This is a genomic window from Pandoraea commovens (assembly GCF_902459615.1).
Classification (GTDB): Bacteria; Pseudomonadota; Gammaproteobacteria; order Burkholderiales; family Burkholderiaceae; genus Pandoraea; species Pandoraea commovens.
This window is the reverse complement of record NZ_CABPSA010000009.1, coordinates 256,419-266,375: the sequence shown is the minus strand read 5'-3', so window position 1 is coordinate 266,375 and position 9,957 is coordinate 256,419. Positions and strand designations below refer to the sequence as shown.

Annotated in this window: 21 protein-coding genes; all 21 read left to right on the top strand. The window is 58.5% G+C overall.

Translation table 11 applies throughout. The features are described from left to right. The coding region (locus PCO31010_RS23005; protein WP_246184742.1) for an EF-Tu C-terminal domain-related protein at window positions 1–681 on the top strand (681 nt) is incomplete at its 5' end. 113 nt (window positions 682–794) lie between these two features. After that, window positions 795–1,106 carry a 30S ribosomal protein S10 gene (gene rpsJ / locus PCO31010_RS23000; protein ID WP_010804138.1) on the top strand — a complete coding sequence of 104 codons (312 nt, stop codon included), beginning with the start codon at window positions 795–797 and terminating at the stop codon, window positions 1,104–1,106. A gap of 205 nt (window positions 1,107–1,311) precedes the next feature. After that, a complete protein-coding gene (gene rplC / locus PCO31010_RS22995; protein ID WP_039401616.1) occupies window positions 1,312–1,968 on the top strand; it encodes a 50S ribosomal protein L3 in 657 nt (218 codons plus the stop codon). A 2-nt stretch (window positions 1,969–1,970) separates the two neighbouring features. Continuing rightward, complete coding sequence (rplD, locus tag PCO31010_RS22990) at window positions 1,971–2,591, top strand: 50S ribosomal protein L4 (protein ID WP_010804136.1); 621 nt, start codon at window positions 1,971–1,973, stop codon at window positions 2,589–2,591. After that, a complete protein-coding gene (gene rplW, locus PCO31010_RS22985) occupies window positions 2,588–2,902 on the top strand; it encodes a 50S ribosomal protein L23 (RefSeq protein WP_010804135.1) in 315 nt (104 codons plus the stop codon). The genes rplD and rplW overlap by 4 nt, the downstream gene beginning before the upstream one ends. A 2-nt stretch (window positions 2,903–2,904) precedes the next feature. After that, complete coding sequence (rplB, locus tag PCO31010_RS22980; RefSeq protein ID WP_017235799.1) at window positions 2,905–3,732, top strand: 50S ribosomal protein L2; 828 nt, start codon at window positions 2,905–2,907, stop codon at window positions 3,730–3,732. Window positions 3,733–3,745: 13 nt separating this feature from the next. Next, complete coding sequence (gene rpsS, locus PCO31010_RS22975) at window positions 3,746–4,021, top strand: 30S ribosomal protein S19 (protein ID WP_010804133.1); 276 nt, start codon at window positions 3,746–3,748, stop codon at window positions 4,019–4,021. A 10-nt stretch (window positions 4,022–4,031) separates the two neighbouring features. Further along, entirely contained in the window at window positions 4,032–4,361 is a 330-nt protein-coding gene (rplV, locus tag PCO31010_RS22970) for a 50S ribosomal protein L22 (protein ID WP_039393726.1), read from the top strand. 9 nt (window positions 4,362–4,370) lie between these two features. After that, window positions 4,371–5,174, top strand: coding sequence for a 30S ribosomal protein S3 (rpsC, locus tag PCO31010_RS22965; protein WP_039393724.1), 804 nt, complete (start codon window positions 4,371–4,373; stop codon window positions 5,172–5,174). A 2-nt stretch (window positions 5,175–5,176) separates the two neighbouring features. Next, window positions 5,177–5,593 (top strand): 50S ribosomal protein L16, encoded by a 417-nt coding sequence (rplP, locus tag PCO31010_RS22960; RefSeq protein ID WP_010804130.1) that lies wholly within the window; start codon window positions 5,177–5,179, stop codon window positions 5,591–5,593. A gap of 14 nt (window positions 5,594–5,607) precedes the next feature. After that, a complete protein-coding gene (gene rpmC / locus PCO31010_RS22955) occupies window positions 5,608–5,802 on the top strand; it encodes a 50S ribosomal protein L29 (RefSeq protein WP_010804129.1) in 195 nt (64 codons plus the stop codon). Beyond that, a complete protein-coding gene (gene rpsQ / locus PCO31010_RS22950) occupies window positions 5,799–6,071 on the top strand; it encodes a 30S ribosomal protein S17 (RefSeq protein ID WP_150666284.1) in 273 nt (90 codons plus the stop codon). The genes rpmC and rpsQ overlap by 4 nt, the downstream gene beginning before the upstream one ends. A 265-nt stretch (window positions 6,072–6,336) precedes the next feature. Continuing rightward, window positions 6,337–6,705, top strand: a complete 369-nt coding sequence (gene rplN / locus PCO31010_RS22945) for a 50S ribosomal protein L14 (RefSeq protein ID WP_010804127.1) — start codon at window positions 6,337–6,339, stop codon at window positions 6,703–6,705. Between the two features lie 11 nt (window positions 6,706–6,716). Continuing rightward, window positions 6,717–7,025 carry a 50S ribosomal protein L24 gene (rplX, locus tag PCO31010_RS22940; protein ID WP_023593828.1) on the top strand — a complete coding sequence of 103 codons (309 nt, stop codon included), beginning with the start codon at window positions 6,717–6,719 and terminating at the stop codon, window positions 7,023–7,025. Between the two features lie 13 nt (window positions 7,026–7,038). Then, on the top strand, window positions 7,039–7,578 hold the full coding sequence (gene rplE, locus PCO31010_RS22935; RefSeq protein ID WP_150666283.1) for a 50S ribosomal protein L5: 540 nt from the start codon (window positions 7,039–7,041) through the stop codon (window positions 7,576–7,578). Between the two features lie 7 nt (window positions 7,579–7,585). Next, on the top strand, window positions 7,586–7,891 hold the full coding sequence (gene rpsN / locus PCO31010_RS22930) for a 30S ribosomal protein S14 (protein ID WP_039393717.1): 306 nt from the start codon (window positions 7,586–7,588) through the stop codon (window positions 7,889–7,891). A 13-nt stretch (window positions 7,892–7,904) separates the two neighbouring features. After that, window positions 7,905–8,300 carry a 30S ribosomal protein S8 gene (gene rpsH / locus PCO31010_RS22925; protein ID WP_010804123.1) on the top strand — a complete coding sequence of 132 codons (396 nt, stop codon included), beginning with the start codon at window positions 7,905–7,907 and terminating at the stop codon, window positions 8,298–8,300. Between the two features lie 15 nt (window positions 8,301–8,315). Then, window positions 8,316–8,849, top strand: a complete 534-nt coding sequence (rplF, locus tag PCO31010_RS22920) for a 50S ribosomal protein L6 (RefSeq protein ID WP_150666282.1) — start codon at window positions 8,316–8,318, stop codon at window positions 8,847–8,849. Between the two features lie 11 nt (window positions 8,850–8,860). Then, window positions 8,861–9,226, top strand: coding sequence for a 50S ribosomal protein L18 (rplR, locus tag PCO31010_RS22915; RefSeq protein WP_039393713.1), 366 nt, complete (start codon window positions 8,861–8,863; stop codon window positions 9,224–9,226). Window positions 9,227–9,239: 13 nt separating this feature from the next. Continuing rightward, window positions 9,240–9,758, top strand: a complete 519-nt coding sequence (gene rpsE / locus PCO31010_RS22910) for a 30S ribosomal protein S5 (RefSeq protein ID WP_039393711.1) — start codon at window positions 9,240–9,242, stop codon at window positions 9,756–9,758. Between the two features lie 11 nt (window positions 9,759–9,769). Next, complete coding sequence (gene rpmD, locus PCO31010_RS22905; protein ID WP_010804119.1) at window positions 9,770–9,952, top strand: 50S ribosomal protein L30; 183 nt, start codon at window positions 9,770–9,772, stop codon at window positions 9,950–9,952. Window positions 9,953–9,957 lie beyond the last annotated feature (5 nt).

Sequence of the window (9,957 nt, the reverse complement as noted above, 5' to 3'; positions counted from 1 at the left end):
CTGGCGCTGGAAGGCGACAAGGGCGAACTGGGCGAAGTCGCGATCATGAACCTGGCCGACGCGCTGGATTCGTACATCCCGACGCCGGAGCGCGCTGTTGACAAGCCGTTCCTGATGCCGGTGGAAGACGTGTTCTCGATCTCGGGTCGCGGCACGGTGGTGACGGGTCGTATCGAGTCGGGCGTGGTCAAGGTCGGCGAAGAAATCGAAATCGTCGGTATCAAGATGGACGGCGACAAGCCGCACATCGACAAGACGACCTGCACGGGCGTTGAAATGTTCCGCAAGCTGCTCGACCAAGGTCAGGCAGGCGATAACGTTGGCCTGCTGCTGCGCGGCACGAAGCGTGAAGACGTCCAGCGTGGTCAAGTTCTGGCCAAGCCGGGCTCGATCAAGCCGCACATGGAGTTCACGGCCGAAGTGTACGTGCTGTCGAAGGACGAAGGTGGCCGTCACACGCCGTTCTTCAACAACTACCGTCCGCAGTTCTACTTCCGTACGACGGACGTGACCGGCTCGATCACGCTGCCGGCCGACAAGGAAATGGTCATGCCGGGCGACAACGTGTCGATCAGCGTCAAGCTGATTGCCCCGATCGCCATGACCGAAGGTCTGCGCTTCGCAATCCGCGAAGGTGGCCGTACGGTGGGTTCGGGCGTCGTTGCTAAGATCCTCGCCTAATAGCGGATTGAACGACGGTGCGGGGTTTCGGCCCCCATCGTCGTGATTCTGTTTGCTCTTTGTGATTTACCCGGCGCCCGAACGAGGGTTGCCATGCTCTTTGGAGAAATTCCATGCAGAACCAAAAGATCCGTATCCGCCTGAAGGCTTTCGACTACCGCCTGATCGACCAGTCGGCTGCCGAAATCGTTGAAACCGCCAAGCGCACTGGCGCAATCGTCAAGGGCCCGGTGCCCCTGCCGACGCGTATCGAGCGTTTCGACATCCTGCGTTCGCCGCACGTCAACAAGACGTCGCGCGACCAGCTCGAAATCCGTACGCACCAGCGCCTGATGGACATCGTCGATCCGACGGACAAGACGGTTGACGCGCTGATGAAGCTCGATCTGCCGGCTGGCGTCGACGTCGAGATCAAGCTGCAGTAAGGCTTGGGAGCGATTTCGCTCTTGAAAGCCCCGCCAATGCTGGACCGGCGGGGCTTTTGTTATGTGATTTAGCAACACTTGTCAAGCGATAAAAGTCCGCCTATAATGGCGGGCTCAAGTGTAGTTTTGAAAAGATGGCCCACGTCCGTGGACCATCCTTTTGTCATTTAGCCCCGGCCAATCGCAGTCGGGAATGGAGAAAATCATGAGCCTTGGCCTTGTCGGTCGCAAGGTTGGCATGACGCGTATTTTCACGGACGACGGCGATTCGATTCCCGTCACCGTGCTCGACGTGTCTAACAACCGCGTGACGCAAATCAAGACGGATGAAACGGACGGCTATACCGCCGTTCAAGTCACTTTCGGCAATCGTCGCGCCTCGCGCGTGACCAAAGCCGCCGCCGGTCACTACGCGAAAGCTGGTGTTGAAGCCGGTGAAATCCTCAAGGAATTCCGCATCGATGCTGCCAAAGCTGCTGAACTGCAGCCGGGCGCAGCCGTTGGTGTCGATCTGTTCCAAGTAGGCCAGAAGGTCGACGTGCAAGGCGTGTCGATCGGTAAGGGCTACGCAGGTACCATCAAGCGTTACAACTTCGCTTCGGGCCGCGCATCGCACGGTAACTCGCGTTCGCACAACGTGCCGGGTTCGATCGGTATGGCGCAGGATCCGGGCCGTGTGTTCCCGGGTAAGCGCATGACGGGTCACCTGGGTGACGTCACGACGACGGTACAGAATCTCGAAATCGCGCGCATTGACGCTGAACGTGGCCTGATCTTCGTGAAGGGTGCCGTTCCGGGCGCCAACGAAGGCAAGGTTTTCGTGACCTCGGCAGTCAAGGCCAAACTCGCGAAGGGAGCGTAACAATGGAACTTAAGCTCCTGAATGAGCAAGGTCAGGAAGGCGCTGCTGTCAACGCGTCGGACGTCGTGTTCGGCCGTGACTACAACGAAGCGCTGATCCATCAGGTTGTGGTGGCTTATCAAGCCAACGCCCGCAGCGGCAACCGTGCGCAGAAGGACCGTGAACAGGTCAAGCACACGACGAAGAAGCCGTGGCGTCAGAAGGGTACGGGCCGCGCTCGTGCCGGTATGTCGTCGAGCCCGCTGTGGCGCGGCGGTGGCCGTATCTTCCCGAATTCGCCGGAAGAGAACTTCACCCACAAGGTCAACAAGAAGATGTACCGCGCCGGTGTGTGCTCGATTCTGTCGCAGCTCGCCCGTGAAGGTCGTCTGTCGGTGGTCGAGGACATCAAGCTGGATGCGCCGAAGACCAAACTGCTCGCTGAAAAGATCAAGGCCATGGGTCTTGAGTCGGTGCTGCTGATCACGGATAGCGTGGACGAGAACCTGTTCCTGGCCTCGCGCAATCTGGCTCACGTTGCCGTCACCGAGCCGCGTTTCGCCGACCCGCTGTCGCTCATCTACTTCAAGAAGGTGCTGCTGACGAAGGGCGCGATCGCCAAGATTGAGGAGATGCTGTCATGAGCGACGTGCGTAAAAACGACCATCGTCTGTACCAGGTCTTGCTCGCGCCGGTGATCTCCGAAAAGGCGACGCTGGTGGCTGACAAGAATGAACAAGTGGTGTTCCAAGTTGCACGCGACGCGAACAAGCAAGAAGTGAAGGCTGCTGTTGAGCTTCTCTTCAAGGTTGAAGTCGAGTCGGTGCAGATCCTGAACCGTAAGGGCAAGCAAAAGCGCTTTGGCCGCTTCATGGGTCGTCGCGACCACGAGAAGAAGGCTTACGTGAGCTTGAAGCCGGGTCAGGAAATCAATTTTGAAGCGGAGGCCAAGTAATCATGGCACTCGTCAAAACGAAACCGACGTCGCCGGGCCGCCGTTCGCTGGTCAAGGTCGTCAACAAGGATCTGCATAAGGGCAAGCCGTTCGCCCCGCTGCTCGATACCAAGAGCAAGACCGCTGGCCGTAACAACAACGGTCACATCACCACCCGTCATATGGGTGGCGGTCACAAGCAACACTACCGTATCGTCGATTTCCGTCGCAACAAGGACGGCATCACGGCGAAGGTTGAGCGTCTTGAGTACGATCCGAACCGCAGCGCGAACATCGCACTGCTTTGCTACGCCGACGGCGAGCGTCGTTACATTCTTGCTCCGAAGGGTATGACCGTCGGCCAGCAAGTGGTGAGCGGCTCGGAAGCTCCGATCAAGTCTGGTAACACGCTGCCGATCCGCAACATTCCGGTCGGTACCACGATTCACGGCATCGAACTACTGCCGGGTAAGGGTGCGCAAATCGCCCGTGCCGCTGGTACGTCGGCAATGCTGCTGGCTCGTGAAGGCACGTACGCTCAAGTGCGTCTGCGTTCGGGCGAAGTCCGTCGCGTGCACATCGAGTGCCGCGCAACCATCGGTGAAGTCGGCAACGAAGAGCACAGCCTGCGCCAATTGGGCAAGGCCGGTGCTAAGCGTTGGCGCGGTATTCGCCCGACCGTTCGCGGTGTGGCGATGAACCCGGTGGATCACCCGCACGGTGGTGGTGAAGGTCGTACGGCAGCTGGTCGTCATCCGGTCAGCCCGTGGGGTCAGCATACCAAGGGTAAGCGTACCCGTTCGACCAAGCGTACCGACAGCATGATCGTTCAGCGTCGCAAGAAGCGCTAATTGGAGCTAGCAAATGACTCGTTCTGTTAAAAAAGGTCCGTTTTGCGACGCTCATCTGCTGAAGAAAGTGGAAGCGGCAGCTGCATCGCGTGACAAGAAGCCGATCAAGACCTGGTCGCGTCGTTCGACCGTCCTGCCCGATTTCATCGGCCTGACGATCGCCGTACACAATGGCCGTCAACACGTGCCGGTGTACGTGACGGAAAACATGGTCGGCCACAAGCTGGGTGAGTTCGCACTTACCCGTACCTTCAAGGGCCATGCGGCCGACAAGAAGGCGAAGAAATAAGGGGCCGATCATGGAAGTGAAAGCAATTCACCGCGGTGCCCGTATCTCGGCGCAGAAGACGCGTCTGGTCGCTGACCAGATCCGCGGCCTGCCGCTGGAGCGTGCGCTGAATGTACTGACCTTCTCGCCGAAGAAGGCCGCGGTCATCATCAAGAAGGTGCTGGAGTCGGCTATCGCCAACGCCGAGCACAATGAAGGTGCTGACATCGACGAACTGCGCGTTAAGGGCATCTTCGTTGACAAGGCGACCTCGCTCAAGCGTTTCACCGCGCGCGCTAAGGGCCGTGGTAACCGCATCGAGAAGCAAACCTGTCACATCACTGTGACGCTGGGCAACTAAGGGGTCACGATGGGACAGAAAATTCATCCGACTGGCTTCCGTCTGGCTGTCAGTCGTAACTGGGCTTCGCGTTGGTACGCGAACAACCAGGATTTCGCGAAAATGCTGCAGGAAGATATCGGCGTTCGCGATTACCTGAAGAAGAAGCTGAAGAACGCTTCGGTTGGCCGCGTGGTCATCGAACGTCCGGCCAAGAATGCTCGCATCACGATTTTCAGCTCGCGTCCGGGCGTTGTGATCGGCAAGAAGGGCGAGGACATCGAAATCCTCAAGGCTGAGCTGCAAAAGCGCATGGGCGTGCCCGTGCACGTGAACATCGAAGAAATCCGCAAGCCGGAAACCGATGCGCAGCTGATCGCCGATTCGATCGCTCAGCAGCTTGAGCGCCGTATCATGTTCCGTCGCGCAATGAAGCGTGCGATGCAGAACGCGATGCGTCTGGGTGCCCAAGGCATCAAGATCATGAGCGCTGGCCGTCTGAACGGTATCGAAATCGCCCGTACCGAGTGGTACCGCGAAGGCCGTGTGCCCCTGCACACCCTGCGCGCTGACATCGACTACGCAACCTCGGAAGCGAAGACGACGTACGGCATCATCGGTATCAAGGTGTGGGTGTACAAGGGTGACACGCTGGGCCGCAACGACGCTCCGGTGGCTGAAGAGCCGGCCGAAGAAAAGCGTCCGCGCCGCAATGCGCGTCCGGGCGACCGTCGCCCCCGTCGTGACGATGCTGGCGACAAGGCCGGTGCGAAGCGCGGTGGTGCACGCCGTCCGGCTGGCAAGCCTGAAGGCGACGCCAAGACTGGAGAATAATCATGCTGCAACCGAAACGCAGAAAGTATCGCAAAGAGCAGAAAGGCCGTAACACTGGCGTCGCCACCCGTGGCAACGAAGTGTCGTTCGGCGAATTCGGTCTGAAGGCGGTCGGTCGTGGTCGTCTGACGGCTCGTCAAATCGAAGCTGCTCGTCGTGCTATGACCCGCCACATCAAGCGTGGTGGCCGTATCTGGATCCGTATCTTCCCGGACAAGCCGATCTCGCAAAAGCCGGCAGAAGTGCGTATGGGTAACGGTAAGGGTAACCCGGAGTACTACGTCGCCGAGATTCAGCCGGGCAAGATGCTGTACGAAATGGACGGTGTGGATGAAGCGCTGGCGCGCGAGGCGTTCCGCCTGGCTGCTGCCAAGCTGCCGATTCAGACGACGTTCTTCGTCCGTCGCCTTGGCGCCTGAAGGGAGAATTTGAAATGAAAGCATCCGAACTTCGTGCCAAGGATGTCGACGGCCTGAACAAGGAACTGTCGGATCTGTTGAAGGCCCAATTCGGTCTTCGCATGCAAGCGGGCACCCAACAGCTGAGCAACACCAGCCAGCTGAAGAAGGTGCGCAAGGACATCGCGCGTGTGCGTACCGTGTTGACTGAGAAGGCGAGCCAGAAATGAACGATACCGCTAAGACTTCGCTGAAGCGCACCCTCGTGGGTCGCGTCACCAGCGATAAGATGGAAAAGACGGTTACCGTGCTGATCGAGCGTCAAATGAAGCACCCGCTCTACGGCAAGTACATCGTGCGCTCGAAGAAGTACCACGCGCACGACGAAACCAACCAGTACAAGGAAGGCGACCTGGTCGAGATTCAAGAATCCCGCCCGCTGTCGAAGACCAAGGCCTGGACGGTTACCCGTCTCGTGGAAGCTGCCCGTATCATCTAAGGCAGTTTGAAGCGAAGGCTTGACTTGCAAGTCCGGAATTATCGATGTATAATTCCGGACTTTCCGCTTCTTTCGCCAAAACCGGTCTTTGGTTTCGCAAGGGAGTGGATGGCTTCCGAAGCCGATTCGTATCCTCTACGGGTCTGGACGAGGTAGCAAGGTTGTCCACTTTTGAACGACTCAACCCAAACGGCACCCTTTGGTGCTGACGGGGACCAAGACTGACCGACGCCTAGGTGTCGGATTAAGTTGGGAAGATAACACCATGATTCAAACTGAAACCCGGCTCGAAGTAGCCGACAACACCGGTGCGCGCGAAGTGATGTGCATCAAGGTGCTGGGCGGCTCCAAGCGTCGCTACGCCGGCATTGGCGACATCATCAAGGTCAGCGTGAAGGATGCTGCCCCGCGTGGTCGCGTCAAGAAGGGCGAAATCTACAACGCAGTGGTCGTGCGCACCGCCAAGGGCGTGCGTCGCCAGGACGGCTCGCTGGTCAAATTCGACGGCAATGCCGCCGTGCTGCTTAACACCAAGCTCGAGCCGATCGGCACCCGTATCTTCGGGCCGGTTACGCGTGAACTGCGTACCGAACGCTTCATGAAGATCGTGTCGCTGGCCCCGGAAGTGCTGTAAGGAGCCGACACATGAACAAGATTCGTAAGGGTGACCAAGTCATCGTTCTGACGGGTAAGGACAAGGCCAAGCGTGGCACGGTTCTGGCCGTTGATGGTGACAAGCTGGTCGTCGAAGGCGTGAACGTCGCCAAGAAGCACGTCAAGCCGAACCCGATGAAGGGTACGCAAGGTGGCGTGGTCGACAAGACGATGCCGATCCACGTTTCGAACGTGGCGCTGGTGGATGCCAATGGCAAGCCGTCGCGCGTGGGCATCAAGGTCGAAGACGGCAAGAAGGTCCGCTTCCTCAAGACGACCGGTGCGGTCGTCGGTGCCTAAGGGAGTATAGATAATGGCCCGTTTGCAAGAAATCTATAAGGACAAGATTGTCGCCGAGCTCACCAAGCAGTTCGGTTACAAGTCCGTGATGGAAGTGCCGCGCATCACCAAGATCACCCTGAATATGGGCCTTGGTCAAGCCGTTGCTGACAAGAAGATCATTGAGCACGCCGTTGGCGACCTGACGAAGATTGCCGGTCAAAAGCCGGTGGTCACGAAGGCTCGTAAGGCTATCGCCGGTTTCAAGATCCGCGAAGGTTACCCGATCGGTACGATGGTGACGCTGCGCGGCGAGCGTATGTTCGAATTCCTGGATCGTTTCATCACCGTGGCTCTGCCGCGCGTGCGTGACTTCCGTGGTATTTCGGGTCGTGCGTTCGACGGTCGTGGCAACTACAACATCGGTGTGAAAGAGCAGATCATTTTCCCCGAAATCGAATACGACAAAATCGACGCACTGCGTGGTCTGAACATCAGCATCACGACGACTGCGAAGACTGACGAAGAAGCCAAGGCTCTTCTGTCGGCGTTCAAATTCCCGTTCCGTAACTGAGGTAATCGTGGCTAAACTGGCACTTATCGAACGCGAAAAGAAGCGCGCCCGTCTGGCGGCGAAGTACGCTGGCAAGCGTGCTGACCTCAAAGCGATCATCGAAGACACCAGCAAGTCGGAAGACGAGCGTTATGAAGCACGCCTGGCGCTGCAACAGCTGCCGCGTAACGCCAACCCGACGCGTCAACGCAATCGTTGCGAGCTGACCGGTCGTCCGCGCGGCACGTTCCGCAAATTCGGCCTGGCCCGTAACAAGATCCGTGAAATCGCCTTCCGTGGCGAAATCCCGGGCGTGACCAAAGCAAGCTGGTAATAGGAGAAGCACCATGAGCATGAGCGATCCTATCGCCGATATGCTGACTCGCATCCGCAACGCTCAGATGGTTGAGAAGGCATCGGTGAAGATGCCCTCGTCCAAGCTGAAGGTCTCGATCGCCAAAGTCCTGAAGGACGAAGGCTACATCGAAGACTTCGCGGTTGAAGCAGAAGAAACCAAGCCGGTGCTGAACATCGCACTGAAGTACTACGCTGGCCGTCCGGTGATCGAGCGCCTCGAGCGCGTTTCGCGCCCGGGTCTGCGTGTGTACAAGAGCCGCAACGATATCCCGCAGGTCATGAATGGCCTGGGCGTTGCAATCGTCTCGACCCCGAAGGGCGTGATGACGGATCGCAAGGCACGCGCCACTGGCGTGGGCGGCGAAGTCATCTGCTACGTGGCCTAACCGAGGAGAGTTGAAATGTCTCGAGTAGGTAAGAGTCCCATTGCACTGCCGAAGGGCGTTGAAACGACGCTGGCTGGCAATGTGCTGACGGTCAAGGGTGCCCTGGGTTCGTTGACCCGCGGCGTGAACGTCCTTGTGAACGTCAAGATTGAAGACGGCACCATCACCTTCGCCCCGGCTGACGAAAGCCGTGAAGCGAATGCGCTGTATGGTACGGAACGTGCACTGGTCAACAATATGGTGACCGGTGTGAGCAAGGGTTTCGAAAAGAAGCTGAACCTCGTTGGCGTGGGTTACCGTGCCAAGGCTGAAGGTAACAACCTGAAGCTCGAGCTGGGTTTCTCGCACGATGTTGTGCACGCCATGCCGGAAGGCGTGAAGGTAGAGACCCCCACGCAGACTGAGATCATCATCAAAGGCGTTGACAAGCAACGCGTCGGACAAGTGGCTGCGGAAGTTCGCGGTTACCGTCCGCCCGAGCCCTACAAGGGTAAGGGTGTCCGCTATGCGGACGAGACGGTGATCCTCAAGGAAACCAAGAAGAAGTAAGGGTGCGAAACATGGACAAGAAACAATCACGTGTGCGCCGCGCTCGCCAGACTCGTATCAAGCTGGCAGCTCAGAAGGTGCATCGCCTTTCCGTGCATCGCACCAACGTGCACATTTACGCGCAAGTTTTCTCGGAAGACGGCACGCAAGTGCTGGCCAGCGCTTCGACGCTGGAAGCCGAAGTGCGCAAGGAACTGGGCGACAAGGAAGGCAAGGGTGGCAACGCTGCCGCTGCTGCGTTGATCGGTCGTCGTATCGCCGAAAAGGCGAAGGCCGCCGGCATCGAAAGCGTGTCTTTCGACCGCTCGGGCTTCCGCTATCACGGTCGCGTTAAGGCTCTTGCCGACGCAGCCCGTGAAGCCGGCCTCAAGTTCTAAGTAAGGATCCGTCATGGCAAAGATGCAAGCGAAAGTTCAGGCTGACGAACGCGACGACGGCCTTCGCGAGAAGATGATCGCGGTCAACCGTGTCACGAAGGTTGTGAAGGGTGGCCGTATTCTCGGTTTTGCCGCGTTGACCGTGGTTGGTGACGGCGATGGCCGCATCGGCATGGGCAAGGGCAAGGCGAAGGAAGTCCCGGTTGCTGTTCAAAAGGCAATGGAACAAGCCCGCCGCAATATGTTCAAGGTTGCTCTGAAGAACGGCACCCTTCAACACAACGTTCTCGGCCAGCATGGCGCCTCGCGCGTCCTGATGTCGCCGGCGAAGGACGGTACTGGCGTGATCGCCGGTGGCCCGATGCGCGCGGTGTTCGAGGTGATGGGCGTGACCAACGTGGTGACGAAGAGCCTTGGCTCGACGAACCCGTATAACCTGGTCCGCGCCACGCTCGACGGCCTGAAGAAACAATCGACTCCTGCTGACATCGCCGCTAAGCGTGGCAAGTCGGTGGAAGAGATCCTCGGCTAAGGGTGATCAATATGTCGCAGCAAACTGTGAAAGTTAAGCTGGTCAAGAGCCTGATCGGTACGCGCGAAGAACATCGCGCCACCGTGAAGGGCCTCGGCCTGCGTCGCCTCAATTCGGTCAGCGAGTTGCAGGATACGCCCGCTGTGCGGGGCATGATCAACAAGGTCTCGTACCTTGTGAAGATCGTCGACTGAGCGAG